Source organism: Paenibacillus sp. 276b, assembly GCF_900107875.1.
GTDB lineage: Bacteria > Bacillota > Bacilli > Paenibacillales > Paenibacillaceae > Paenibacillus > Paenibacillus marchantiae.
Genome location: NZ_FNRR01000002.1, coordinates 738961 through 764533 on the forward strand (window position 1 = coordinate 738961; position 25573 = coordinate 764533).

At 38.9% G+C, this 25573-nt stretch carries 27 protein-coding genes; 22 read left to right on the forward strand and 5 right to left on the reverse strand.

The window, feature by feature from the left end:
* Nucleotides 1-120: 120 nt before the first annotated feature.
* The 5 genes from BLV50_RS14205 to BLV50_RS14225 all read left to right on the forward strand — a co-directional run bounded on the left by BLV50_RS14205 (nucleotide 121) and on the right by BLV50_RS14225 (nucleotide 4673).
* On the forward strand, nucleotides 121-588 hold the full coding sequence (locus tag BLV50_RS14205) for a hypothetical protein (protein ID WP_090808360.1): 468 nt from the start codon (nucleotides 121-123) through the stop codon (nucleotides 586-588).
* Nucleotides 589-779: 191 nt separating this feature from the next.
* Nucleotides 780-1232 carry a hypothetical protein gene (locus BLV50_RS14210; protein ID WP_090808362.1) on the forward strand — a complete coding sequence of 151 codons (453 nt, stop codon included), beginning with the start codon at nucleotides 780-782 and terminating at the stop codon, nucleotides 1230-1232.
* A gap of 164 nt (nucleotides 1233-1396) precedes the next feature.
* On the forward strand, nucleotides 1397-2170 hold the full coding sequence (locus BLV50_RS14215; RefSeq protein WP_090808364.1) for a hypothetical protein: 774 nt from the start codon (nucleotides 1397-1399) through the stop codon (nucleotides 2168-2170).
* Nucleotides 2171-2374: 204 nt separating this feature from the next.
* Nucleotides 2375-3187 (forward strand): HNH endonuclease, encoded by an 813-nt coding sequence (locus BLV50_RS14220; RefSeq protein WP_090808366.1) that lies wholly within the window; start codon nucleotides 2375-2377, stop codon nucleotides 3185-3187.
* A gap of 262 nt (nucleotides 3188-3449) precedes the next feature.
* Nucleotides 3450-4673 carry an SIR2 family protein gene (locus BLV50_RS14225; protein WP_090808367.1) on the forward strand — a complete coding sequence of 408 codons (1224 nt, stop codon included), beginning with the start codon at nucleotides 3450-3452 and terminating at the stop codon, nucleotides 4671-4673.
* Nucleotides 4674-5091: 418 nt separating this feature from the next.
* Here the strand turns inward: BLV50_RS14225 and BLV50_RS14230 are convergent, their stop codons facing one another.
* Nucleotides 5092-5379: a DUF6809 family protein gene (locus BLV50_RS14230; protein WP_090808369.1), complete on the reverse strand. Its 288-nt coding sequence runs from the start codon at nucleotides 5377-5379 to the stop codon at nucleotides 5092-5094.
* Nucleotides 5380-5532: 153 nt separating this feature from the next.
* Here BLV50_RS14230 and BLV50_RS14235 point away from each other — a divergent pair, with 153 nt between their 5' ends.
* The 11 genes from BLV50_RS14235 to BLV50_RS14285 all read left to right on the forward strand — a co-directional run bounded on the left by BLV50_RS14235 (nucleotide 5533) and on the right by BLV50_RS14285 (nucleotide 13126).
* Nucleotides 5533-5769 carry a helix-turn-helix domain-containing protein gene (locus BLV50_RS14235; RefSeq protein WP_090808371.1) on the forward strand — a complete coding sequence of 79 codons (237 nt, stop codon included), beginning with the start codon at nucleotides 5533-5535 and terminating at the stop codon, nucleotides 5767-5769.
* Between the two features lie 107 nt (nucleotides 5770-5876).
* Nucleotides 5877-6473, forward strand: coding sequence for a DarT ssDNA thymidine ADP-ribosyltransferase family protein (locus tag BLV50_RS14240; RefSeq protein ID WP_090808373.1), 597 nt, complete (start codon nucleotides 5877-5879; stop codon nucleotides 6471-6473).
* A 31-nt stretch (nucleotides 6474-6504) separates the two neighbouring features.
* On the forward strand, nucleotides 6505-7533 hold the full coding sequence (locus BLV50_RS14245; protein WP_090808375.1) for a type II toxin-antitoxin system antitoxin DNA ADP-ribosyl glycohydrolase DarG: 1029 nt from the start codon (nucleotides 6505-6507) through the stop codon (nucleotides 7531-7533).
* 198 nt (nucleotides 7534-7731) lie between these two features.
* On the forward strand, nucleotides 7732-8427 hold the full coding sequence (locus BLV50_RS14250; RefSeq protein WP_090808377.1) for a GNAT family N-acetyltransferase: 696 nt from the start codon (nucleotides 7732-7734) through the stop codon (nucleotides 8425-8427).
* 180 nt (nucleotides 8428-8607) lie between these two features.
* Complete coding sequence (locus BLV50_RS14255) at nucleotides 8608-9249, forward strand: hypothetical protein (RefSeq protein WP_090808378.1); 642 nt, start codon at nucleotides 8608-8610, stop codon at nucleotides 9247-9249.
* A 108-nt stretch (nucleotides 9250-9357) separates the two neighbouring features.
* Nucleotides 9358-9792 (forward strand): contact-dependent growth inhibition system immunity protein, encoded by a 435-nt coding sequence (locus tag BLV50_RS14260; RefSeq protein ID WP_218135397.1) that lies wholly within the window; start codon nucleotides 9358-9360, stop codon nucleotides 9790-9792.
* Between the two features lie 177 nt (nucleotides 9793-9969).
* On the forward strand, nucleotides 9970-10458 hold the full coding sequence (locus BLV50_RS14265) for a hypothetical protein (RefSeq protein ID WP_090808382.1): 489 nt from the start codon (nucleotides 9970-9972) through the stop codon (nucleotides 10456-10458).
* 151 nt (nucleotides 10459-10609) lie between these two features.
* Nucleotides 10610-11323 (forward strand): hypothetical protein, encoded by a 714-nt coding sequence (locus BLV50_RS14270; protein ID WP_090808384.1) that lies wholly within the window; start codon nucleotides 10610-10612, stop codon nucleotides 11321-11323.
* 156 nt (nucleotides 11324-11479) lie between these two features.
* The gene (locus BLV50_RS14275) at nucleotides 11480-12064 is read left to right on the forward strand and encodes a hypothetical protein (protein ID WP_090808385.1); all 585 of its coding nucleotides are present in this window, start codon (nucleotides 11480-11482) and stop codon (nucleotides 12062-12064) included.
* Between the two features lie 512 nt (nucleotides 12065-12576).
* A complete protein-coding gene (locus tag BLV50_RS14280; protein ID WP_090808387.1) occupies nucleotides 12577-12762 on the forward strand; it encodes a hypothetical protein in 186 nt (61 codons plus the stop codon).
* 37 nt (nucleotides 12763-12799) lie between these two features.
* A complete protein-coding gene (locus BLV50_RS14285; RefSeq protein ID WP_090808389.1) occupies nucleotides 12800-13126 on the forward strand; it encodes a hypothetical protein in 327 nt (108 codons plus the stop codon).
* 103 nt (nucleotides 13127-13229) lie between these two features.
* Here BLV50_RS14285 and BLV50_RS14290 read toward each other — a convergent pair whose 3' ends face one another.
* From BLV50_RS14290 to BLV50_RS14300, 3 genes are all read right to left on the reverse strand, one after another.
* On the reverse strand, nucleotides 13230-14912 hold the full coding sequence (locus BLV50_RS14290) for a type 2 periplasmic-binding domain-containing protein (RefSeq protein ID WP_090808391.1): 1683 nt from the start codon (nucleotides 14910-14912) through the stop codon (nucleotides 13230-13232).
* Between the two features lie 103 nt (nucleotides 14913-15015).
* On the reverse strand, nucleotides 15016-16626 hold the full coding sequence (locus BLV50_RS14295; RefSeq protein WP_090808393.1) for a response regulator transcription factor: 1611 nt from the start codon (nucleotides 16624-16626) through the stop codon (nucleotides 15016-15018).
* 424 nt (nucleotides 16627-17050) lie between these two features.
* Nucleotides 17051-18859, reverse strand: a complete 1809-nt coding sequence (locus BLV50_RS14300) for a sensor histidine kinase (protein ID WP_090808395.1) — start codon at nucleotides 18857-18859, stop codon at nucleotides 17051-17053.
* Nucleotides 18860-19133: 274 nt separating this feature from the next.
* On the opposite strand from BLV50_RS14300, the gene BLV50_RS14305 reads away from it, so the two are divergent.
* From BLV50_RS14305 to BLV50_RS14320, 4 genes are all read left to right on the forward strand, one after another.
* Nucleotides 19134-19991 (forward strand): ABC transporter permease, encoded by an 858-nt coding sequence (locus BLV50_RS14305; protein WP_371129260.1) that lies wholly within the window; start codon nucleotides 19134-19136, stop codon nucleotides 19989-19991.
* 16 nt (nucleotides 19992-20007) lie between these two features.
* The gene (locus BLV50_RS14310) at nucleotides 20008-20880 is read left to right on the forward strand and encodes a carbohydrate ABC transporter permease (protein ID WP_064639786.1); all 873 of its coding nucleotides are present in this window, start codon (nucleotides 20008-20010) and stop codon (nucleotides 20878-20880) included.
* Between the two features lie 196 nt (nucleotides 20881-21076).
* Entirely contained in the window at nucleotides 21077-21733 is a 657-nt protein-coding gene (locus BLV50_RS14315) for a hypothetical protein (RefSeq protein ID WP_063564041.1), read from the forward strand.
* A 71-nt stretch (nucleotides 21734-21804) separates the two neighbouring features.
* Nucleotides 21805-22386 (forward strand): hypothetical protein, encoded by a 582-nt coding sequence (locus tag BLV50_RS14320; protein ID WP_063564042.1) that lies wholly within the window; start codon nucleotides 21805-21807, stop codon nucleotides 22384-22386.
* 293 nt (nucleotides 22387-22679) lie between these two features.
* Here the strand turns inward: BLV50_RS14320 and BLV50_RS14325 are convergent, their stop codons facing one another.
* The gene (locus BLV50_RS14325; RefSeq protein ID WP_063564043.1) at nucleotides 22680-23267 is read right to left on the reverse strand and encodes an NAD(P)H oxidoreductase; all 588 of its coding nucleotides are present in this window, start codon (nucleotides 23265-23267) and stop codon (nucleotides 22680-22682) included.
* A gap of 316 nt (nucleotides 23268-23583) precedes the next feature.
* Between BLV50_RS14325 and BLV50_RS14330 the strand changes: the two genes are divergently transcribed.
* Both BLV50_RS14330 and BLV50_RS14340 read left to right on the forward strand, forming a co-directional pair.
* Nucleotides 23584-23901: a winged helix-turn-helix transcriptional regulator gene (locus BLV50_RS14330; protein ID WP_176854745.1), complete on the forward strand. Its 318-nt coding sequence runs from the start codon at nucleotides 23584-23586 to the stop codon at nucleotides 23899-23901.
* A gap of 646 nt (nucleotides 23902-24547) precedes the next feature.
* A complete protein-coding gene (locus BLV50_RS14340; protein WP_063564046.1) occupies nucleotides 24548-25411 on the forward strand; it encodes a DUF4085 family protein in 864 nt (287 codons plus the stop codon).
* Nucleotides 25412-25573 lie beyond the last annotated feature (162 nt).

The following is a 25573-nucleotide window of genomic DNA, read 5'->3' on the forward strand; positions in this document are numbered from 1 at the left end:
CGGAGAGGTATTTCAGCAGACAACCCTTTCGGGGTTCGTGAATACAGAAACGTTATAGGAAATCAGCAAACACATAAAGAAAACTTATTTTATTCAAGATTTTTTAAGGGAAGTGATTGAGTGAATAAAGACATTCTACTTGAGTGGGACAGTAAGCATAGTGCGATGAAGAACACGAAAGAAAACTATTGGAAAACCTATAGGAAGTGGCGTGACGAGAACAAAAGCGATTATCATGATACTTTCATGGGCAAATTATATGATGAATTTATAAGCGTTGAAGAGCGAGCCATATACCTAAAATATAGTTTTAATACAACAGAAGCCGTAGTATTTTGCTCGATTAATATTTTTTACATAGAAGAGCACATAGGGACTTATGATATAGAGTTCTTTTTGAATGGTGAGATTGCTGATGATTATCTGGATTTTGGAGACGCATTACTTAAAGATCGGATCATTAAAGTAAAGCATAATTTGAAGACTGCAAGAAGCGCTATAAAACTCGGAATTGAAGTATCAGATATTTCGAAAATCACAGAAATTCCACTCAAATATATAGAAATATTAAAAGAAAAATATAGTTGATATAAAGGGAATGTTACAAGAGGGATAAGCAATTCAAAGAAGCTGCTTACATCCTATAACATAATATTCACGCTGTGGACATTAGTCCTTGGTCCGTCGTTGCTAGACACCCAGCATACGCTGGGTCGTGAATACGGGAACGTTATATGACAGAGCCAAAGATAATTTAAGACTATTAAGGAGAAGATTTAATGACTAATTTCCAAAGAGTCGGAGCCTTAAGCAATGCTCATGTAGGAAGCTCGTTTGAAGAATTAGCAGAGAAGTATTTTATCAGTCTTAACTTTGACGTAACCGCAAAATATCCTTTTGCTCTCGGATTTCAAACTAAAAAGGTTCATAAATTTGATTTTGGAGGAAGAGACGATAAAGGAAATGATGTGCTCATTGAATGCAAAAGTCATAAATGGACGTTAGGGAACAATGTTCCAAGTGCTAAACTAACAGTTTGGAATGAAGTAATGTTGTACTTCTCACTTGCACCAGAAAATACAAGAAAAATATTATTTGTTCTTAAAGATTATTCAGTAAAAAGAAATGAGACACTAGCAGAATATTATAAAAGGACCTATGGGCATCTGATACCTCAATATGTAGAAATTTTAGAGTGTGATTTGATCAACAATACGGTTAAGTTGATCTAAAACTCCATCCCTTGTGTTGATTCGAAGAAGTGACTCCGTCATATAACATAATATTTACGCTGCGGACATTCGTCCTGGGTCTGGCATTCGCCAGACACCCGACATGTGTCGGGTCGTAAATACAGGAACGTTATCAGAAATTCTAGAAAAGAGGATGAGAAATCATGAGTAAGAATATTGGTCACTGTAAGCTTTGTGGTGAATTCAGAAACCTAGTAAGATCTCATATTATTCCTGAAGGTTTTTATCTACCTCTATATGATGAAAAACAAGTAACCTATCACTCTTCACCTTCTAGAAATCAATTTAAATTCATGCAAAAAGGACAGAGAGAGTATATGTTGTGTAATAAATGTGACAGAGACTTACTAGGTCCTTATGATAAATACGGGATTGAAGTGATTAGAGACAACAAATACATAAATAAATTTTTTAGCGAGGAAGCAGAGTTTTGGACTAATGTCGAATATAATAAATTTAAAATTTTTTTGCTTTCAGTTTTGCTAAGAGCACATTTTGCTGAAAATTTATTTACCGGTATAGAGTTAGATAGAAGTGAAGAAGAAGTTTTAAAAGAGTATATTCTCAAAGAATCAGCACCATCAATTGATATTTTTCCTGTAATGGGTGTGAAGTTATTTGATCCTATTACAAATAACTTTAATTTAGATGAAATTATAACTCATGGAAATACATATCTCAGAGAAAATTATACAGACTCTCGATTAATAGTAATGATTTTTGGAGGGTATGGTTGGATGTTCATTTTACCAAAAGGAGAAAAAGATGATGTTAATTACAATCAATTTCTTAGAGAAGATGGAGTGTTTGCTTTACTTAAAGAAAACATCAGAGAATTTCTTCCTTTCACGGATATGAGAGAATCTATAGCGTATTCAAATTTTAATTTTAAAAGGCTTAATAAGGATCAATCATAAAAGATTTTTCTAAGAATCAGAATATATTTGATTTTTTACAAGTAGTTGCTTGATTCGAGCAATATAGAACTTCTGATAACATAATATTCACGCTGCGAACATTCGTCCTTGATCCGGCATACGCCGGACACTCGACATGCGTCGGGTCGTGAATACGGGAACGTTATAGGAAATCAGCGCAAAAATAAATATTCGTTTTAGGAGATGGAAATCATTAGTGGAAAGATCAGGATTGTAAATCTTTATGAGGCTTATTCGGTGGTAGCAGGTGTAATTGCAGAACTTGATGGGGAATATGAATTTTCACCAATTGAATGGATTGATTATGAAGATGTTGATTACTTATCAATTGTTTTAAAGCCTCAACGGTATACCTTATTGCATGGATATATAACAAGTGTTTATAAATATCATTTAGAGTATATAGTTGATAAACATTTCTATGATGAAGTAATTGAAGATCTAGTTAAGGTATTTGATACTTACGAATTTAATTCAGATGAATTAATTGATATAAAAAAAGAATATGAGATTAGTCAATTAGAAGACCCAGATCATAGAGATAATAACAAACTAGTATACCGACTTTTGAATTATTTTGAAAAAACACTATTGAAATATGTAGTGGAGGATGCATTTACTGTTCTTTATCAAAATAAAGTCTTCCTTAGGGATTTTAATTTAAAGATAGCAGAACTAATAATTAAATTTGAACAAGACGACTACCCTGAAGTATTGTCTAGCAATGGAGTCTTAAGAAGATGTGATTATCTTCCTGAATGGTTGAAACAAGGAGTCTTTTTCCGTGATAAGGGACGATGTCAATTATGTGGTACGGATTTATCAAGATTATTAAGTAATGATTTTGAAATACATTATGATCACATTGTGCCACTCAATATAGGTGGAACAAATGACCCTACAAACTTCCAATTAACATGTTCAAAATGCAATTTAATTAAAGGCGCTAGAAATAGTAACACTAAAAATATTGGTTCTCTTTTTTGGGATATATAAGATATGTAAGAGATGTAAGAGTTTCAATGAAGGCGCTGACATCCCATAACATCATATCCATGCATCGAAGCCTGACGGCTTCTCGGTCCGCCCAAAGTGATTGACAGGGAAGTTGAATCAGGCGGACACATCCGCACCGACTAATCGCGGCCGCCCCTGGGGGGCTATAGTCGGTAGGACATCGTGGATACAGGAACGTTATACGACAGAACTAAATGAAAAATCTATATCAAACATCATCAATTGAGAGAAGGTCATTTGATTGAATAGCTATGATGAATATTTAAAGGATTCTCTTTATAAAATTAGTACACTTCTTAATGATAGTAATAGTCGACCTATACTTTTTGTTGGTGCAGGAATCTCAAGAAGGTATATAAATTCTCCTAACTGGATTGGCTTGCTTGAGTATCTTATTGAGGCAAATCCTAATAAAATATATCCCATTGGGTACTACACTCAAGAAAAGATGGATAACCTGCCGCAGGTTGGTTCTCTAATTGTTAACGAATATTATGACTATGCTTGGCAAAAATACTCAGAAAGTGTTTTTCCGAGAGAATTATATGGTACGAATTATTCAAGAAGTATCTTTTTAAAATATAGAATTGCTGAACATTTAACATCATTAGTCAAAGGGTTTTCTACAGTAGGACATCAATATAGTGATGAATTAGATGCTTTAATGAAAATTACTCCACATGCAGTTATAACCACAAATTACGATTTACTAATGGAAGAAATTTTCCCTAAGCATAACCCTATTATTGGACAACAAGTCATTAGAGCCAGAGAGTCTACAAACTATGGACACTTACTAAAGATACATGGCTGCGTGACACAACCGTCCGAAATTGTAGTGTCAAGCGAAGATTACAGTATATTTATGGAGAAACAGAAATACTTAATTGCTAAGTTATTAACATACTTCATGGAGTACCCAATAATTTTTTTAGGCTATGCTCTTGCTGACGAAAATGTGAAATCTATTCTCTCCGATGTTTCTGAAATTATCAGATCTGATGATGATGAGCCGGTAAGTAATATCTGGTTTATAGAATGGCAAGAAAATAATATACTAAGCCATTCGAAACCATCAACTGATAAAGTTGTTGATTTAGGAAATGGAAAAACAATAAGAATAAATTATTTGGTTGTTAACTCTTTTACAGAGATTTTTAGAAGCTTGCAACAAAATATAGACGAACCAGTAGATATAATTAGAGAGTTAGAAAACAACATTTATAATATTGTTAAAAGTAAAACAGTTACTAACTTGGCAGTTGATAGAATCGATTTTAGGACAATTACTGATATTAATAAACTTGCTAATCAACTAGGTTTTAAGGCCATTGAAGATATGAAAGATATTGAAAAAATAAATGTAGCAGGTTTAGGGAATTTAACTAATCCAGAGCAGTTGCTCTTGCAGTACCCGTATTCTTTAAATGATGTAGCGATTGAAATGGGTTTAGAAAGATGGTAGTATTTAGACCCAATTATAAAGAGAATTGAAGGAGAAACAGGATACAAGATTAAACAAGAAACTAATAGATATCATGTTGATAGAGAACAGGGACGCGGAAGGGCTGCAAACCATCGTTATTCACAGGAAGCTGTCGAACTTTTTACTAAGGTTTTACAAAATCAAAGCTATGAAATTTTTGATACTATGGGGAATAGTATAGCTACGGTGGACAAAGAAGTCCAAGAAGAGAAAATAGAATCTTAATGTGGAAAATACAACAAGGAGCGATCACGTCGTATAAAGTTATATTCACACTGTGGGTATAAGTCCTCGATCAGGCATTTGCCAGCCATCTAGTTACGCTGGCTGGCTCGTGAATAAAGAGACGTTAAAAGACAGAATCAAAAACAATAGAAAAGAAGGATTATATGATCCTCTAAATGCTAGAGTTTTGCAATTCACTAAAGAGTTGTAGAGCGTCTTTGAAACCTTGTATGTAGATACTTCTTTCTAAGATGGATTGAAGAGAAATTTGAGCGTCTTCGTAAAGAAAAACCGTATGTTGAAGTTGATCGGGCAAAGCATCACGAAGTGTATTAAAGTATTGATCTGCCTCAGAAGAAAGCTGAGTGTATTCCGCATGACACTCCAAAAGCTCAGTAAAGAGTAATTCTAGACGTATTCTTATAAGTGGTTCTGTTAGCGATTCTAATGTATTAACCATATCCTATTCCTCCTTTGATTAACTCTATAGAGTCATTATATAACCTCATAAAGTTAATTACAAGGTGAATATTTGACTTTGTAGAGTTAAAACTTCGCTTTTCATTGATGATTACTAATGTGGAAGATAAGATAGAACTATGGAGGGGAAAAGATGAAAGTAATCAAGTGCAATATACGAGAACTCATGGCAGAACATCGAATAGATGATATAACAGAATTGATGGTGAGATCCGGCTTAAGTCGGAATTCAATCAACAAGTTGTATAAGGAAATTAATATCGAAACAACAAAGCTGGAAACATTATTCAAGTTATGTGACACATTCAATTGTAAATTGTCAGATTTAATTGAATATAAACCTATGAAAATTGATAGTGATGAGGGATAATAACACTGCTTTAGATTTAATAAGCTTGTCCTAGAGATCAATTTTAGGGTATGACTCTGTGATTTCATTATTATTTGCACATAAAAGATTTGTGAGGAGAGAAGACGTTGGTCGATAACAAAATTAAATTAGGAAAGCTAATTTATCACCTTACTAAATTAGACAATTTGGATTCGATACTGGAAAATGGACTTAGATCAAGAGCGGAACTATTAGGCGATCAAGAGGATTTTTGTGATGTAGCTGATAGTGATATAATAAAAGAAAGAGAAGAAATGGAGTTAGATTCTTTAGTACCTTTTCACTTTCACCCACATTCGGCTTTTGATGTTATAGTCAAGAAGACCTATAGCAAAGATGAATTTATATACATAACCCTACAAAGGGAATTTGCTAAAAAGAATGATTTTAAAATCTTAACAATGCACCCTTTAGCTAAAGGCGTTGAGCTTTACGATGATTATAATGAAGGTTTTAATAAGATAGATTGGGATACAATGGAGAAAAAGGGCTGTAAACTTGACTATACGAAACACGTAAAAATGGCTGAATGTTTATCGGTTCAAAGAATTGAAGCAAAAGATTTTCTTCAAATTTGCGTGAAAGATAAAGATACAAAAAAAATAGTAGAGCAAAAATTAAAAGATGCAGGCATAACAAAAAAACCACCTTTTGTTAGTGTACAGCCTTGGTGCAAGGCGTGAAATTGAAAGTGGTTATAAGGAGAGAAGCGCCATGATAACCTATACTACAGGTGACTTGCTTGAATCCAAAGCTGAAGCTTTGGTTAATACAGTTAACTGTGAAGGATATATGGGAAAAGGAATTGCTTATCAATTCAAGATGAAGTTTCCAAATAACAATAAAGATTACATCAAAGCTTGCAAAACAGGTAAATTGACTGTAGGGAAGCTTCACCATTTTAAGGAAAATGAAAAAATTATAATTAATTTTCCTACAAAAGATAAATGGAGAGAAAAATCTAAAATTGAGTACATTACAAGTGGATTAGATGAGTTGCTGAATTTGATTACCACTTTAAATATTTCAAGTGTAGCCATACCTCCATTGGGGAGTGGAAACGGTGGTTTACTGTGGTCAGAAGTGAAGCTTATAATTGAGAATAAAATCAACATCTTATCTAACAGCGTTGATTTTATTATTTATGAGCCATCAAAAAACTATAAAACCAAACCAACGAATGAACCAATTTTAAATCCATCTGCGTTAGTATTAATGGATATAAAATTACATTTAACTAAATTCAATACAATCAGACTTCAAAAATCAGCTTACTTTCTAAACATATTTAGTGGACAAAATTATTTTAAGTTCAAGAAATATAAGTTTGGACCCTATGATAACTCAATAGCTATAATAAGTAAAAATATAAAAGCGTACCAAGATTATTATGAGGTGAAAAATACTAAAGAAGCCTATACTATCTTAAAGAATAAGTTAGTAAGTAAAAAGGTAGAAGATAAATTATCTTTTTTCGAAGATGCGATTAATAAAGCAACAAGTTTTGTTAATGAGATTACTACTGATCATGAGCTGGAGTGCCTATCGACAGTTACATTTATCATCCAAAATAATCCTGGAATAGATCTTGATGAAATTATAATAGAGTTTCATAAATGGTCAAAGGAAAAGAGAGAAAAGTTTTCTGAAGATGAAATTAGATATTCAATCGAAAAATTAGAGAATTATGAAATTATAGAATCTACTTTGATCGGTTATGATTTAAAAAAATACACAGAATAAGAAAATCATATTGTGAAGGGCAATTCAAGAAGCAATTCCGTCGTATAACATAATATTCACGCTGCGGCTCCTTAGGGAGCCTTGGTCTGTTTGAAGCAATCAATGGAAGCGGATTCATCAGACACATTCAACTACGTTGAACATCGTGAATACAGGAACGTTACACGAAATACTTGAAAAAAAGGAGATTACTACGATATGTTTATTGAATTTGAAACTTTTGAAAACGGAGTAATGCAAATTGAAATTTCACCTCAAGTTACATTGGAGACATATGGGAGGCTGTTTGAATTCCCAGAGATAAAGCTTGATGAATATACTCCAATATATCACTCTATAAAACTTGTATATCCACTTGATCTTATTGAATCGGAATATTCTTTAACCGAAGAGGTTGAGAAACAAATTAAAGCTAAATACTATGTAGAAGATAATCAAATAATAATTGCAAGTTTAGACATTACTGAATTTCCAGATGATTGGAAAGAGGAGATGGAAACATCATGGTTTAATTGGTTAGATGTTCTAGATGGGGATCACGCGATAATTGGTGCAAGGGCAGATCAAATAGTTGATGAAGATGTTTACGATGAACATTTTGATTTTGGAAGTTTATACTATATACGGAGATTAGATGTTCACCCTAATTTTAGAGGAGAAGAGATCGGAAGAAAATTGATTAACCATACATTCAAGTATTTGTTAAGAAATGCTCAAGGTATCGTTTTTTTGATTGCTAAGCCAATGCAGTCAAAGCTTTCAGAATCTCAGTTAGACTTTAACAGTTCAAGTAGACTATCAAGATATTACAACCGGTGTGGTTTTAAGAGAGTAACAAAAGAAAGAAGTGAATCTATTTTAATGGAAGTACAAGTACATAAAATGAAAATTTGAAAGCAAATCGAAGAAGTCAAGTACTTCGTGTAACATAATTTTCAAGCAGTGGCTCCGTTGGAGCCTTGGTCTGCAAGATGAATTTCGAAGAGGCATTTCAGCAGACAACTCCTTCAGTGTTCATGAATAAAAAAACGTTAAGCGAAACCTCGTAGTAGATAATAATAAGGGGGATACATAATGAAGTTTGGTATTATCCGCATGAAAGATGTATTTCCATGTGATAATGATGTTGCTAAGTGGATAGTTGGTTTAGCGGTAATACATAATGACTTTATCTTTCTAAAGAAGAAATTATTCCAAACCTCAGATGTGATTTCGAACTTGATATCAGAAGCGCCGTCTATCCTTAAAATTCTCATTTCTTCCCTAAGAGAAGCTATTTTCTATCTAGAGGAATCTGAAAAATCAATACAAATAAAGGCATATATTGATTCTTTACCGAAGCATTTGATCCAGATGTATATGAGTCTTAAATTGCTATTTAGAAACGGTGAAAAAGCAGATTTGTTAAAGAAATTTTCAAACACAAGAAATATAACGTATCATTACTCTAAACCTCAAAGGAACGAGCTGTCAGAAGCATTAGAAGCGTTAAGTAATGAAATTATATTTTACGAAGAGAAAGATCAAAGGTTTTTGTTTGCAGAGCACGTAAGAAATACAATTTTATTAAATTCCTTATTTTCTTCTAATGAAATCAAATTAGAAGAAGAGTTGCCCATATCAGAAATAATAATAAGTATTAAAGATTCTATAGAAACCTTCCTTGATTTTTCTAACAAGGTAAGTAAACACTACTTGAAAGATTTTGTTAAGTAATTCATTGAGGCATCGACTAACATAATATTCAAGCTACGGGCATACGCCCTTGATCCGGCAGATGCCGGATACCCGACATGCGTTGGGTCGTGAATACAGAAACGTTATGTGAAATACCGTAAACCATTTATTCAAGAGGGTGAAACCATGTGTCAAGTAGATCTAACCAAAACCCTTGAAGAGCTTGAAGATGAATATTGGGGCGAACCGAATTTTGCTTCTTCATTAGTGATTCAAGTACATAAATTAAGAAAGAAAACTCTTGGAGAATTGAACGATGAAAATTTAAGACTATTGATTGGACAACAAATGAGTCTTACTATTCTTTTACCTCTAGCCTTGGAAAGATTAGTACAGAACCCATTAAGATCAGGGGATTTGTATACAGGCGATTTATTTTGTTCGGTACTCAAAGTTAGAAAAGAATATTGGAAAGAACATAAAGAGTTGAAGAACGAATTGGAGGAAGTGATTAGGACCTATGAAGAAGTGAGAAAGACATTAGAAGAGCACATAAGTAAATATAGAAGGGATCATTTGTAAGTTGATTCAAGAGACCGGTACATCACATAACATCATATTCAAGCAGCGGCTCCTATGGAGCCTTGGTCTGCGAGGTGAATTTCGGAGAGGAATTTCAGCAGACAACCACTTCGTGGTTTATGAATACAGGAACGTTATCTGCAATTTCTCAAATACATAGGAGGAGAGAATAAATAGATGAGGAGTCATGATGATGAAAAATCTGCGTTAGAAGAAGCTGCTATCCACATATTTATAGACTTATATAGTTTCAATCGCCAAGATGATTTAAAAGTAGTAGAAAAACAAGAATGCCCTGATTATATTTTGAAGAATAAAAAAGAAGAGTTGATAGGTATAGAAGTAACTCACTTATTTTATGATGCAGAAGAAGCCAAGATGTTATTGGGCAGATCTTATAAGGAACTTCATGGATTAGAAGACTCAACAAACTACATAAAAAATCTTAATAAATTGTTAAAGCAAAAGGAGAAAAAGATAGATAAGTACGATGCAGTTTACCCCATAGCCCTTTTAATCAGAAATGCTTCTCCTGTATATGGAATGAGTGATTTTCTTAAAAACAAAAGTGCAATATATAAACCAGAAAAGTACAGTCATATTTGGTTTGTTTCGAAAGATGGAAACAATAATGAATGGTTATTGAAAGACTTGCTTACTGATTAGTCGAAGAAGAGAGAAACAGCAGATAACATAATATTCACGCTGCGGACATCCGACCTTGGCCCGGCATACGCCGGACACACAGCATGCGCTGGGTCGTGAATACAGGAACGTTATCTGAAACCACAAAAAGAAAGTTAGGGGCGATAAAAATATGAAATTTTATCATTTTATTATTTCAAAATGGTATAGAATAGTGATTTTTTTATTAATTATATTTTGTGTTGTTCCTTTTGTTACAAATATATTAATGATAATTCCCAATCATTTAATGACAGTTGATACAAGTAATGTATGGATCGGATTTTTTGGAAGTTACTTTGGCGGATTGATATCAGGTTTGTTTACACTTGTAGGAGTTCTAATGGCTATCAAAAGAGAACAAATAAATAAGACGCTAGATGACTTTGGAATTAAAGCAAGGATGCTAGACGAATTAATACATGAAATAGATATGAAGTTTGCTATTGGGATTGATAAATTGAACGATCCTGCTAATGATGTTGAATTCGTGAATTTAGAAACAGAGTTTGATGCCATTATTTTTAATGAATTAAGAGAAACGAAAAAATTTTCTTCTGAAATTAATGCAGATGCTTATTACGTTATGCTGGACTTCCAAAAAAAATTGACTTGTATCTATCAGGAGCTTTATGAGAAGGTTTTAAATTACGTTATGGATTCTGTAAACAATAATAAACTAATAGGAGAAGAAGAATTTAGATCATATTTTAATAGAGAACTTGTCGTTTTTCATAGTTCTGATTTTTATGATTTACATAATGAAATAATTATTGAACTAAATGATATCAGAAAGAAATTAGAAAACGATTTTAGAAAAAATTACGAAAAAAACAAATTAAAATAAATATGACTACCTATAATCGAAGTGGCATCCGATAACATAATATTCACGCTGCGGACATCCGTCCTTGGCCCGGCATACTCCGGACACCCGACAGCCTTGGGTCGTGAATACAGGAACGTTATATGACATACCACAATTGACAGAGGAGATTAAGGCATGAAATATCTAGTAATAGCATTAGTTTTTCTAATTGCAGTTTTACTTTGGAGACAGTCGCAACAGATGAAGTTAATTAAAGCACTAAAAAAACAAATAACCACCGAACCAATAAAAGTCGAAACCGACAGTAACCCAAATGAAGAAGTTCTTTTTTGGATGAGATTTCCTTTATATAGTTGCTTGGTGTTTATTCTAGTATTATTTGCTCTTATGTTCATAAGCATATCAGGCTTATATAGTTTTTCCTCGCTTCAACTATTGTTCTTGACCCTTTCTTCTTTATTTTTTGTTTCATCAGATTTGTGTCTAGTTGGTATTAATATGAATTCAAATGGAATAGCACCTAAATGGGTTGAAGCCGTATATAAAAAAACATCTAGAAATTCATATAAGAGATTTTTTTGGATTGCATTCATTTGTTTCATCACATCCTTTATACTGCATTCTTTTGAACCTAACTCTTTGAAGGGAATTACCGATATTATTAATCAAAGCTATGGCATACTTTCATTATGTTTTGTTCTTTTTATATATGGAATTAGGAGTTTAGAGGAAATATCAAAGCACTTGAAAAAAATGTAATATAACTTAGCTAATCTTCGAAGAGTGGTACGTCATATAACATAATATTCAAGCAGCGGCTCGGATGGAGCTTTGGTCTATAGGAAGGATTTCAGGGAAGAATTCCAACAGATACCGCTTCGCAGTTCATGAATATAGGAACGTTATACAAAACCCATAAACCAAACAAAACAAAAATACAACACATTTGAAAGTTGAGGATGAGATTAATGGAGAATCGAGTAGAAGCTTGGAGGGGGAGAAATTTCTTAACAGACCAGTGAATTTGCTGTGACTGTGAGGTTGGATAGGAAGCTGAGAGTTGATCTTATTATTGACACCGAAAGTTTATATCGGTGTTTTTTTATTTTTAATTCGATTTCCGCATTAAAGCAATCATAGTTTATCTTAAAATTAGGATTAGATGAAAATATTAGTATTCAACATCGGGCAAAGATAATCGCATTAAAGACTACTCTTATCTAGCATTAACAAGACATGGCGTAGTTTAGACCCATCAGAGAGGTGGATGTATGAGCCGGTTGCTTGACTTATTGGAAGAGGAACGGCGCAAGCTTAATCAGCTTGGAGAGGCATCCTTGAAGCAAGCGATTCCGTTGTGGGACAATCCCGAGGTTCAGGAACAGAGCCGAAGGGTGGACAAACTAGTGGCACGAGTGAGTGAAATGAAGGCGAGACATAACCGAGTTGTACGATGATGAGTGAGAGTACATAATGCGTAGGGGAGGAGAAGCTATGGATTTTCCACCGTGGATACAACGAGTGATTCAGGCAAGGCTGGATGAGGTATCTGCTCTAATTGAATATGATCCTGAACTTAGTCGTGTACGTGGGGAAACAGACGAAGCGTTCGGAGCATTGTTTGGAGGAGAGGATGTCGAACAGACAGCGGAGTATATCGAATGGGAGAATCGTTATATTGTCAGCAAAGGAATAGAGAATGAGTGGTTGTACATGCAAGGGCTTAGGGATGGTATTCAGCTCACAGTATCCATACTGGGCCAGTCAACGCCGGAGGAGAGCAATACAAAGACTCATCAACCCTCTAACGCGAACCCATAAGACAGGGGAAGCGACCTCAATCTCTACCTAAAAAACAGCCGAAGCGTGAATAACTCGCTTCGGCTCGGGTTTTTGATGCTCTACTTTTCCAAAATCCAAAAACTTACTTGCCGCTCACCGACTTAAACCAATCATTCACTTCTTGCGTGATCTGATCTCCGCCGTTGGATTTCCAGTTGGCGACGAATTGGTCAAAGGCATCAACCGGCAGTTGGCCGTAGATGATTTTGTTGAAGGTTTCCATCTCGGACTGGCGGAGCAGGTTCCATTTGGATACCATGGTTGGTGTGGCAGCGCCAGTGAAGTAGTTTTGTTTACGGATGTCGATCTGGGACATAACGACTTTACCTGCATACCAGTTTTCCGGTTTACGGAATTCGGCCATTTGTTTCTCGTACGGTGTTTCAGGCTTCTCGCCGTTTGCCAGCTTCACGAGTGTTTTCATGTACAGATCCGGAATACGAGCCGGGCCGGTCAGGAACGGGAATTCGTTGGAGAAGTCTTTGATCTTCTCTTTGTCACTGGTCGGTTTTCCGTCAATGATATCCCAGTCGTAACCTTTGGCGAAACCGTATTCATACTCACTTCCCGCAGCCGGGTTAGCCAGGTTATCGAGCAGGTAGTTGTAGTACAGGAAGATGGCTTCTGGATGCTTCGCATCCTTGTTAATCATGATACTTGCGTTGACACCAGAATTCTGCCACTTCGTACCGATCTTGCCGTCTGGGCCAGCCGGAACGGGGTAAGCTTTATATTTTGATCCAGGTACGTTCTTCAGCAGGTCAGGTGCCGGCCAGTCGGGTACCCAGTTTGCGCCAGGCAGAATGCCCGCTTTGCCAGCGGTCCAGCTCTCAGCGGATTTACCTTCATCCCACAGGGCGGAGTCGGTATGGATATAACCTTTGTTCATCCATTCAGCCAGCTTGGCAAGTGCTTGTTTCGCACCCGGGTTAACGGAGCCGTACTCCAGATTGCCGTTTGCGTCTTTGTTCCATTGCTCCTCGATTGTGCCATATGCACCGAACAACCAGTCGAGTTGACCCATCCAGGTGTTGGTGTTATTTTTCAGCGAGATCGCCAGCGGGAATACTTTGTCTGGAGACAGACCGTCCGGGTTCTCGTTTTTGAATTTGTCCATGATGTTCTCAAGGTCTGCGATGGTTTTTGGAGCTTCCAGGTTCAGCTTCTCCATCCAGTCCTCGCGGAGCCAGAGCAGTGTATCGTCGTTATCCGTATACTCCATGATCGGCATGTTGTATTTCTTGCCGTCCTTGGTGAACGGATACCACAGTTCAGGATGTGCAGCTGCGTGATCTTTCAGGGTCTGACTCGCGTACTTGTCGAACAACTCATCAATGGCGATGAATTGACCGGAGTCGATCAACTGATTGGTCAATACCGCATTGGTCGGTACGGATACGAAATCAGGCAGCTTCTCGCCAGAGGCGATAGCCAGTTGAAGCTTTTGTCTGTATTGATCGTCATTGGCCGGATACCAGGTATCTTTATGCTTCATACCCAGCGTTTCCAGCATCCAGCGATCGTGTACGTTATTTTCTTTGGTATCCCCTTGAACATATTTCTTCGGCATCAATACCGAACTGAATTCGATGGGTGGGTCGTATTTACCTTTGGCAAAAGCAGCTTCTGCTTCAGCTGAACCGACGGTCGCCGGTGTATCATCTTTGGTACCATTGTCACTGGCTGTATCGCCACTGCCGCACGCAGTGATCGTGATGAGCGCGATAACCATGAGCAGTGACCACCATGTTTTGAATTTGATCATTGTTCAATCCCCCTACGATGTATGATCTTTACAGTGTAACTGTACCAATTTGGGTGGGAGGGCATCTATATGAGTTTTTTAGTTTCGATAGGACTCTATTATGTTATTTATTCTGGTCTCTATATTCTTGCGGTGTGACGCCAAACTGGCGCTTGAACACTTTAATAAAATAAGCCGGGTCCATATAGCCAATCTCCATGCTGATTTCATATACTTTTTTGGTGGTCGTAACGAGCTTGTGACAGGCCCGATCCATGCGCAGGCGCGAGATATAATCACTGATGCCTTCACCCGTTTCGATCTTATAGATCTTGGACAAATGGGTCGGATGCAGATTAACATGATCGGCCAGTACACGCAAGGAGACATCCAGATGCAGGTTTTTATCTGTAAAATCCTGAATCTTCTTCACATACTCGGAACGGATGTCTTTGATCTCGTTGGACGTGCCTTCCTTGAGTTTGCCAAGTACACTGAGCGACCATTTGCGCAGCTTACTGATGGTAGTAAAGGCTTCTCCACTCTGTAACAACCCGACATCGTCACCCATTAAATTAGCTAAAGTCAGCCTGTTCCGGTGTGCGAGATTGGTGAACGAAGCCGTAATTAGAAATCCAGCCTCCATACAATGCTCCCACGACTCCGACCATTTCTCATCCAGCTCCGCACAGACGGCTAGTATTTTTTCTTCTGCCGCATCCCATTGACCACTCTCTAACAGATGAATGAAAGTGGGCGGGGTATACAGGACATCCAGCGGGCCTTGTGCCGACGGAGTCTCCACGTCGCTGACCCGCATGACGAATTCACGCTCGTCCCCGACAATTTGCCGGAAATAAGCGGAGGCCTGCCGAAAACGATCATATAGCTGATCGGGAAACGCGAACCATTCGGTGATGACGATGGAGAGGGAACCTTTCAGGAACTGCTTAACTTTGGACTGAAGTTGTACCGAAAGCTTCTCCAGTATGGTTTCTTTGCCAATGTCGGTGTTGTTCACTTTCAGTTGAAGCAGAAACACCAGATATCCATGCTCCTCCTTCACGCCCCACACTTCCATAAACTCACCCATAATCTCTTCCGCCATATTGATGACCGCATATTCAAGCAAGGTTTGATCGTTGTTGTCATATTGCCCGAATTCTTCTTCCATACGTACAAGCATTAACGCGCAATCCCCGGCGTGGAAGGGCAGATCGTAATTGGCAAGTTTTCGTGCCCATTCGCTGGAGGAAATTCGATGTCCTTGCAAAGCCTCAAGCAGCAGTCGACCCCGCAAATGCGGTAGGTTCTCTCGAAGGGTGAACTGGGTTCGTTTCAGTGAACTTACGAGTTCCCATTCGGTGTTTAATTGATCGATGGCTTTCTGAACGGCTCCCATTAATTCATCGTCTGTTGGCGGCTTCAGCAAGTAATCGACGGCCTCGAACTGGATGGCTTTTTTGGCGTAATCGAATTCGGAATGTCCGGATAAAAGAATACACTTTATTTTTTTGTCACGGACTCTGATCCGTTCGATCAGTTCAATACCTGTCATTTCGGGCATTTGAATATCCGAGATTACAATATCTATAGGGTGCGTATCAATCAGCTGAAGTGCTTCGTGCGCCGAGTATGCTTTGTGCACCTGTTCGATCCCCAGCGTATGCCACGGTTTGGTCATGGACAGGTTATCTACCCAGTGTGCTTCATCGTCTACGATGATCATTTGCATGATGTTTGTCTCCCTTGGTGGTTGGTATATAAGGCCAATAATTAAAATCAAAGGATACGTGAATTGAACAAAGTCGCTACGGATTTGAAGGGTTCTTTCGATCGCTGTTCAAGCCCCATTTTCTGAATTAGATGATTATAAGGTTAAAATGATGCTTGAAAGGCGAACACTTCGTTTCTACAGAATCCCTTCAATCCTTCGCTTGGTTCACATGTACTCTAACCATTTATTTTAAACAAGGCCTTATATAAAGGTGGAATTGTAATAATGGCGGAGCCTATGCCCCTATTCAGCCTTCTTTCAAGAAAGGCTTTCATGCGGGCACTTCCGAATGCTTTGCTTCTTCAGGTTTTTTCTGTCCTCTGCGTTCACGTGTAAATGGTTCGTTCAAAATTAAATATTCAAATTATCGTTAGTATCGATATCATTTATTATCGATATTTCCTTTATCGGAATCAGTATCCTCTTTGGGGATCTCCCAGATCATCTCGGTTCGGAATCCGCCGAGAGGGGATGGGCCGAATAGAAGGTAGGATTGATTGCCGAATAGATGCATGATTCGCTGATTCGTGTTCCATAGGCCACAGCCCATTTCCTCCTGCAGCGGCTGCTGCATTTTCAGATTCAACGCCTCCAACTGATCCGGGCTTAAGCCGGGTCCATCGTCATCGATGTAAATTTTGCAGAACCCGTTCGAGCTCTCGCCAGTAATTCGAATTTCACCTGATGAATACGACTTCGCTACACCGTGAATGACGGAATTCTCCACAATCGGTTGCAGCATTAATCGTGGTACGGACTGTGCAAGCATATCCTCAGGGATGTCGATGTGGTATTCAATTCTGCCATTGCGCAGCTTCTGGATATCCAAATAGTTGACGAGCAGATTGATCTCTTCCTTCAGAGAAGATGTCTCCCGCTCCACACGTGTCGTATAACGGTAGTAGGCACTTAGGTTATGCGCCATGGAGACGACGGCTTGCTCGTCCTTCATCTGGGCCATGTTGATGATATAGCCAAGACAATTATACAGAAAATGAGGATTGATCTGCGCCTGTAACTGTTTCAGTGTAGCTTCTTTGGCCCTGATCTTTTCCTGGAACACGTTCTCGATCAGGTCTTGAATCTGATGGGACATATCATTGAATCGATGGAACAAAAACGAGAATTCATTCTGATCCTTGCTATGCAGACGTACGGAATAGTCTCCGCGCTGCACACGGCGTAAGCCCTGGATCAGCTTTTTGATCGGATATTGAATGTTTCGATATAACAGGATCGAAGCGGAAATGCCCACCACAAACAGCAGAATCATAAAGAGATAGAACAAATTCCGACTGAGCGAGATCGGCTGTAGAATCTGATAGAGAGGTACCACATCGACCAAATGCCAATCCAGATAGGAAGATTTCACCGAGCTAACCAGATACTTTTTCCCGTTCAGCTTGACGACATCCTGTGTGGTATCCTCTGGCGAGTGCTCGTCCAGATAACGAATAAGTTCCTCGGATAGTTGCTTGTCTGCACTGCGATTCAGAATGGGTGAATTTCCTTTGTGATAAAAGAAGGGATCGCCTTGTCCACCTGCCTTATACGTATCCAGCATGTTCTGAATGTTCTCATAACTGAAGCTGGCTTCAATCACCAGATTGCTTCCCGTCAACATACCCGGCTGGGCCAAGGAATCTGTAAAGAACCAGTAAAAGGATTTCATATCCTCTTTGGACTCGGCACCATCACCGTAAGTCCATTGTCCGCTCATATTTCTTTTCAAATAATCCTCATCATAACCGGTTGTTCTATTATAGTTGGCAATGACATCTTGATTCTGCTGTGAATGCACAGCGTATCGGGTAGGCCATATATCGGTAACACCGGATTGAAGCATCAGTTTTTCCTGAATAACATATCGGGTCTGCATCTTGTCATATCGATCATTCCATATGTTCAAGCCATTAAATGCTCTGACATTGGGATCTCTAGAGAGAATAAGACTAAAATCCATCATCTGATTGATTCGTGAATCGATCTGACTGGATAAAAACGTGAGCTGCTTCGTATTGGAGACCTGTAGCTCTTTGCTTACAACATCATAAGTGACGTTGTTCGAGTAGGTATACATGATAATAATGGGGATGAACAGGACCACAATTAAACAGTTTATTTTGGCAAACAGACTAAACCGGGATCTGGACGTTCTTCCCAGAGTTATAAAGCGCTTCCATGTATTCATAAAAAGTCTCCTTCAAATTCTGTGTAAACAACCTCTTCAGATGATGTTCCTAACAAAACACTATCAAGCCTAACAATGTTATATAGTCAGACCTGAGAAATGCCTGATACTATTTATAGCAGAGATCCCCATTACACACAAAAACTTTTTTTGGGAACAGGAGCGCGCTATGGAGGCTAATATGGAAGCTAACCGGGTACCTCAGGCGGACATTGGGAGCAAGCCGAACAGAAAAACAAAAAAACGCTACAAACAACCATGGATTCTGCACTTGATGGTGTTGCCGGCGGCCATTATGGTCTTTATATTTTCATACATTCCGATGTCCGGGATTTTGATGGCATTTCAAGACTATAAACCTGCACTGGGTTTTTTCGATTCCGAATGGGTCGGACTGAAGCACTTCAGATACATGTGGGAAAATGATTATTTCCTGCAAATTACGTGGAATACGCTGTTTTTTGCCTGTTCCAAGATCATTATGAACCTAATTATTCCGTTTGTCTTCGCCTTATTGCTCAACGAGGTACGGAAGATGGCGCTGAAAAGAACAATTCAAACGCTCGTATATTTGCCGCACTTTTTGTCTTGGGTTACGCTGTCAGGCATTCTGATCGATATTCTGGCGCAGACGGGTATTGTCAATCAGTTCCTGGTCTCCGTATTCGGCATTAAGCCAATCTTCTTCCTGGGGGATGGCAGCTGGTTCCGATTCACGATTATTGCGAGTGATGTCTGGAAAGAGTTTGGCTTCAACACGATCATCTTCCTCGCGGCACTGTCTGGCATTAACCCTGCACTGTATGAAGCAGCTGAAGTGGATGGGGCAGGACGCTGGAAGCAAACGATGTATATTACCATCCCGGCACTTATTCCGATTGGGATCGTAATCGCAACCCTGGCACTGGGTAATGTGCTTAACGCCAACTTTGACCAGATCTTTAACTTATATAGTCCGTTGATTTACCAGCAAGGAGATATTATCGATACGTTTGTGTATAGAGAAGGTCTGCTAAGTGGGCAGTTCAGTTTCGCTACCGCCGTGAATCTATTCAAATCGGTCATTAGTTTGATCCTGATTGTGATCTCCTACCGACTGGCTTACCGATTCGCCGGATACCGAATTTTCTAGAAAGGATGACGAACTCATGTATCATAAAACGATGCCTTACCGCATATTCAGCATAATCAACAATGTGTTACTGACCATCCTTTCGCTGCTCTGCTTGCTGCCTTTGTATCACTTACTCATGGTATCACTGAGCGCATCTGCTCCTGCCAATGCTGGACTGGTGACGTTCTGGCCGATTGGTTTTACACTGGAGGCGTATGCTAAGACGTTTGCCAATAGCAATTTCCTCTCCTCCCTGTGGGTGTCTGTGGAGCGGACGGTACTGGGAACAGGGCTCGCGTTAATCGTCAATACGATTGCAGCCTACGCGCTCTCCAAAGAGACGCGGGTGTTCCGTGCACGCAACATCTATCTGTGGTATTTTGTCATCACGATGCTGTTTAGCGGTGGTCTCATTCCGGGGTACATCCTGATTCTGAAGCTGGGACTGATGAATACATTGCTGGCCTTGATCCTGCCGGGATTGGTTGCGGTGTTCAACATTATTCTGCTGCTGAATTTCTTCCGAACTGTACCGAAGGATCTGGAGGAAGCTGCATTTATTGATGGGGCAGGGCACTTGCAGACATTTATCAAAATCTATCTGCCCGTCTCTGTACCTGTCATTGCAACGGTTTCCCTCTTCATGATGGTTGGACATTGGAACTCGTACTTTGACGGGATCATCTACATCCGTGATGCAGAAAAGCTGCCACTCGCGACATTCATGCAGACGATCATCGTGCAGGCCGACATGTCGAAGCTTGATCCAGAAGCGGTGAAGAACCTGTCCCAACGGACCATTCGGGCCTCACAGATCTTTATCAGTGCGCTGCCGATCCTGCTCGTGTATCCTTTCTTGCAAAGGTATTTTGTAACGGGAATCGTGGTTGGGGCTGTGAAGGAGTAGTTAAATGTAAGGGTTAGAATAGGGTTGTGAAAAAGGAGTCACTGAACTGGGGAAGGCCAGGGAGGTGGCTTCTTTTTTGTGTATGGAAAAAGACGTGGCGGATATGTAGTGCATTACCTTTATTTGAATAAAATGGTACGATGAAAAAATAAAATGCAAGTATATCCTGACTATTCATAATGAGGAGTTGTACATAGTGAAAAAGATGATGATGTTTACACTTGCTGTAGCGTTATTAAGCTGCTCCATGGCTCATACCGTTTCAAGTGCACCTAAGAAAATCAGCGTGATTTTTAATGAAAAGGAACTCAAAACACAGGCAGGTGCCGAAGCGAAAATGATAGACGGCCGAGTATATATCCCGGCTAATATCCTTCAAGGTGCGAGATTCTCAGTAGAGTATAAAAACTCAACGCTTCATCTGGTCAATAGCTATTTTCTGTACACCAGAAATTTGATGGAGATGCATGTATTTAATCATGTCTTTACAACTCGATTCAACAAGATAGATCAGGAAGTGGTTCACATTTTGGGCAATGTGCTGCTGGAAGAGCCGGTAGATTTCTCGAAATTACACGAGTTCATAGCGGAAGCTGAATCAAATGCGGGAATCCGACCGGAGGACTTTACTCCCGTGCTAGACTTTAATTCGTTTGATTTTGCACCTGCGAGAGAAAGTGTAGAAGCATACAAAAAAGCAAGCCGTGAGTTAATCGCTTATGTCGATACTGGAGACAAAGAGAGGTTGAAGTCGTTTTACGAAGAAAGAAAACAGGCACTTGAATATTATAATTCATACACATATGTATATGATCTTATTTTTAAAGCGAGTTTTACGAGTGCAGTAAGATAGGAAAAGAAATATCTCTCAAATCGCATGATCAACGTTAAATTTATGCATTTTGGGTGAAAGGAGAAATGTCAATGATTCAAAACCATAACTCATGGTCTGTTTGTATATCCAGTGATTTTGAATTGAACTTTTTGATCTATGTAGCGAGTACGTATGGCCTTCTTAAAGAGGACATCAATGAGAATATTCTATGGCCATCCCGGCAAATGGTAGAATCAGATGAACTTCATCAAAAACTTGAAATACAATGGAAATGGTTCTGGGATCGCAGCATTAACCAAAAGGCGCATAAAAATAATAATCATGTATCATTTGTGCTAGGACTGCCCGACTTTGAGTTAGTTGAACAACATGAATTAAGGGAGGTATTGGTTCATTTATGGCCATCCTTTAGGCAGTGGTGGTACATGCCTGCGGGCGGGCAAGCTGCAATGAATTACTGGGAAGGGATACCTGACCTTATACGTTATGTTCAAGAATTTGAAGATGAAGTGGGTAGAAAAATTAAACCGTTTCACTTAAATGTGGATTTAATCTATAACGGTCCCAATGAGCTGATTGAAGTAACGGAAGAATACATTATTATGCCAATCAAAGTTGAATATTTAATGAAGAGGGATTGGTGGATGAGTAGGTTTACAGAACGATATTAAGAACGTAAACATAACTCTGGAGTTGATGGATTACACATATACAACCTATCTGAGTAACCATAATATCACCGATATCACCATGCTGGAGAAGTTTCTTCTCTCGACAGTAAAATAATGAATGACACAAAGGTAGGGTCGCTCTTCGGAGCGACCTTTTTGCCGTGTTAAAAAGTAGTTGTTCTTAAACTCGAGAGATTAGCGTGATGGTTAACGTGATTTATTTGCACAAAAAAGGCTTCAAGCCACCGAACTTACAACAAAACTTCAGACCCTATATAGGGGTCGTAATACCGTCATAGAGTCGGATTATCGTTGGCATAATTCAATCCTAACTGATACGCCAGTTTCAGAAGTGCCTCATAATGCTCAGGCTGCGCATCCAGCGTTTCATATAAAAATTCAACGCTCGACTGAGGCACGCCGCAGTAATTGGCAATACCCACATTAAGCAAATTGGTGATCGATTCATCATAGTTTCGCTTTTGCATCTGTTCTTCCGTCACGCCTGCTAGAGCAATCCATAACATCTGCTGATGATGAAGCTTGTTCGAGCCGTAGGCAAACCCGTTGTTCATTACACGATCCACATACCCTTTCAGCATGGCTGGCAGATGCCACCACCAGAGAGGAAACACAAAAGCGACAGCATCGTGCTTCTTCAATCGCTCGATCTCCGCTTCTATCTCAGGGGAGAAAACCTGATGTTCCTTGGTAAAGTCAGGTTCATCTATGCCTTGGAGAACAGGGTTGAAGCCAATGCCATGCAAATCCAATATCTCAAAATCGTGACCAGCCTCGGCAAGGCCCTGCACGAAATGCTCGGTAACCTGGAAGGTCAGGGAATCTTTTCTCGAATGCGACACAACGACTAATACATTCATCTTATCTTTCACTACCTTTCTGCATTGCTGTCTTGTAGCCATGAATCGCTGGCTGATGCTATTATAAACAGGTATGAAAACATCTGGAAGTACGCACTTTGATGTACTATAGGAAGAATGAGGTGCCATAGGAACATCAAAGTACCCTGAATCACTGCCTCGAAATGGAGTTCAAATAACGAAACGAAGAGAAATATGAAGGTTATGATTTTACCTCGGCAACAGCTTGATGAAGGAGGGTTAAAAGTTGACGGAACATGGAAAAACGAGCACTCCAAAGAAATATAAAGTCGGTGTGGAGGCGGCCTTGGAAGTGATGGGCGGAAAGTGGAAGCCGTTGATTATTTATCATTTGATGACAGGGCGAAAACGTACATCGGAGCTGCGTCGGTTGATACCGGACATCACGCAGAAAGTGCTGACAACGCAGCTCAGAGGTTTGGAAAAGGACGAGATCGTGCAGCGAAAGGTGTATTCGGAGGTTCCTCCAAAAGTGGAATATGAGTTAACGAGTTACGGTTGGGGACTCAAACCTGCTTTGGACTTTTTGTGCTATTGGGGGGAGGAGCACCTTGAGAAGGTTCACGGGGATAAGTTCAAGGTGTTGGAGGAGTTTGACTCTCCAGAGTGTTGAAGAGGCGAACCTGGTCGAGTTAAGTAAAGGACCATCGCTTAAGCGCAAATGTTGGTGATTAATGGAGATGTGGAGCAATATGATTAACGAGAGGCTTAGCTTCATCATATAAATTCCATCATATTCACAAGTAGAAATAGGAGGGATAGCTTATCAAATATATGACTACATATCCACGGTCCAAGTGGAATTTAATCGTTATGCTGATTCTTGAATGTTTTTTTTTCAGGAATTATTCCGTTAGTCAAGGCGGTATTTCCAGGTTCATAATAATATTTTTGATGATCTATACTTTCATCTATATCATCATCCTTATCAAACGTTTATTTTTCACCAAACCAAGCATTACTCTGGGAAGCGATTATGTGATATCTACGAAAAACCAGAAATATGAAGCAACTCAAGTTGACTGCATCTATATGAATTACAAGCGGATTGGTTTCAAACTTCATGGTCGGCGATTAGTTCCTATGGATTTATGTTTTTACTTTGATAGTAGCCAAGAGATAGAGGGTTTAAAGCACTTAAATGATTGGGCAGAACATAATAAAAAACAAGTGAAACAGAAGTTCTTTCAAACATTAATGTAGTCTTCTACGTTGGTTAGAGCATCTAGAAGGATTCGTCGAGATAGGAGAGATCACTCATGAAATATCGAACAAAAGAATGGTATGAGACGTGTCAGCGTACTGGACTTCATTTTGGGATGAGGGTACATAGAGGGGCTTACGAATTGGACGAAGCACTTTTTCTGAGGCTGTACAAAAGAAAAGAAAAAGCGCATGTAAATGTGGAACGTGAGATATATAACATCGATCCTCGTTCTATGCTGAAGCATGATGGTACGGTTCTTGTACGTGCTGACCAGTTTTTTAGTGAGGAAGCGGTAGCTGAAGAGGATAAGATGATTTATCATATGCCGCCAGAACAAAGAGCGCATATTGAGAAGCTTATAGCGGAGTATGATGTCCGCCCACCTTTTGACGAGGGAAAATGCAAAGAAGAGTATAAAGAAATGATGGAATGGAGTGTCCAAAGCCAGAAAGAGCGTTTACCCCAAAACATCGTTGAGCAAATTGCGGATATCCGTTTGTTTACGCTTGGGTATTGCACAAGAGAAATATTGCTTCAGTTAAAGAAACAGAGTGCGGAAAATACGAGAGAGATGGACCGCGTATCGAAAGAATACAGGGAGGCCATTTTAGCGCAGGATATTTCGGATGAAATTCGTAGCCGGGTTCAATTTCATGATTGTACAGTGACGGAACTGCTAACGGGAGAGGAAGTTGTCATTCGTTTTGATACCAGTGGAGGCTTCACTAATATGAATAAACTTACGCTGATTGCACCCGAAATTATCAAGCAAGAAGGAGAGATTGTAGGCAGTTACTGGCTGTATCAGGAATTGTACCGGATTGATAACGGATATGAACTTCATGTTTTATTTTATGGAGAAAATATGCCTGAACTGATCGTTCGCTGTGCTGACATTATTGTAGAGGAAGAGTGAGACAGAGGCGGCGGTAGAGAAACTAAAGCTTCTCGCAACAATAACGTTACACAAGGTAATTTTATGTTAAAAGAAATCAGAAAAAAGAGATAATACCACTGATTAAACAGGTATCATCTCTTTTTTATATGAAACGTAATGTCGATACTGGATAAGTTATTT

Bases quoted from the DNA above. Each gene is read 5' to 3' on its own strand.
- BLV50_RS14325 (WP_063564043.1), bottom strand. From the start codon at position 23,267: ATGAATGTATTAGTCGTTGTGTCGCATTCGAGAAAAGATTCCCTGACC.
- BLV50_RS14270 (WP_090808384.1), top strand. From the start codon at position 10,610: ATGAAATTTTATCATTTTATTATTTCAAAATGGTATAGAATAGTGATT.
- BLV50_RS14295 (WP_090808393.1), bottom strand. From the start codon at position 16,626: ATGCAAATGATCATCGTAGACGATGAAGCACACTGGGTAGATAACCTG.
- BLV50_RS14215 (WP_090808364.1), top strand. From the start codon at position 1,397: ATGAGTAAGAATATTGGTCACTGTAAGCTTTGTGGTGAATTCAGAAAC.
- BLV50_RS14275 (WP_090808385.1), top strand. From the start codon at position 11,480: ATGAAATATCTAGTAATAGCATTAGTTTTTCTAATTGCAGTTTTACTT.
- BLV50_RS14255 (WP_090808378.1), top strand. From the start codon at position 8,608: ATGAAGTTTGGTATTATCCGCATGAAAGATGTATTTCCATGTGATAAT.
- BLV50_RS14285 (WP_090808389.1), top strand. From the start codon at position 12,800: ATGGATTTTCCACCGTGGATACAACGAGTGATTCAGGCAAGGCTGGAT.
- BLV50_RS14245 (WP_090808375.1), top strand. From the start codon at position 6,505: ATGATAACCTATACTACAGGTGACTTGCTTGAATCCAAAGCTGAAGCT.
- BLV50_RS14280 (WP_090808387.1), top strand. From the start codon at position 12,577: ATGAGCCGGTTGCTTGACTTATTGGAAGAGGAACGGCGCAAGCTTAAT.
- BLV50_RS14290 (WP_090808391.1), bottom strand. From the start codon at position 14,912: ATGATCAAATTCAAAACATGGTGGTCACTGCTCATGGTTATCGCGCTC.
- BLV50_RS14265 (WP_090808382.1), top strand. From the start codon at position 9,970: ATGAGGAGTCATGATGATGAAAAATCTGCGTTAGAAGAAGCTGCTATC.
- BLV50_RS14235 (WP_090808371.1), top strand. From the start codon at position 5,533: ATGAAAGTAATCAAGTGCAATATACGAGAACTCATGGCAGAACATCGA.
- BLV50_RS14330 (WP_176854745.1), top strand. From the start codon at position 23,584: ATGGGCGGAAAGTGGAAGCCGTTGATTATTTATCATTTGATGACAGGG.
- BLV50_RS14305 (WP_371129260.1), top strand. From the start codon at position 19,134: ATGGTGTTGCCGGCGGCCATTATGGTCTTTATATTTTCATACATTCCG.
- BLV50_RS14230 (WP_090808369.1), bottom strand. From the start codon at position 5,379: ATGGTTAATACATTAGAATCGCTAACAGAACCACTTATAAGAATACGT.
- BLV50_RS14300 (WP_090808395.1), bottom strand. From the start codon at position 18,859: ATGAATACATGGAAGCGCTTTATAACTCTGGGAAGAACGTCCAGATCC.
- BLV50_RS14250 (WP_090808377.1), top strand. From the start codon at position 7,732: ATGTTTATTGAATTTGAAACTTTTGAAAACGGAGTAATGCAAATTGAA.
- BLV50_RS14220 (WP_090808366.1), top strand. From the start codon at position 2,375: ATGGAAATCATTAGTGGAAAGATCAGGATTGTAAATCTTTATGAGGCT.
- BLV50_RS14320 (WP_063564042.1), top strand. From the start codon at position 21,805: ATGATTCAAAACCATAACTCATGGTCTGTTTGTATATCCAGTGATTTT.
- BLV50_RS14340 (WP_063564046.1), top strand. From the start codon at position 24,548: ATGAAATATCGAACAAAAGAATGGTATGAGACGTGTCAGCGTACTGGA.
- BLV50_RS14210 (WP_090808362.1), top strand. From the start codon at position 780: ATGACTAATTTCCAAAGAGTCGGAGCCTTAAGCAATGCTCATGTAGGA.
- BLV50_RS14310 (WP_064639786.1), top strand. From the start codon at position 20,008: ATGTATCATAAAACGATGCCTTACCGCATATTCAGCATAATCAACAAT.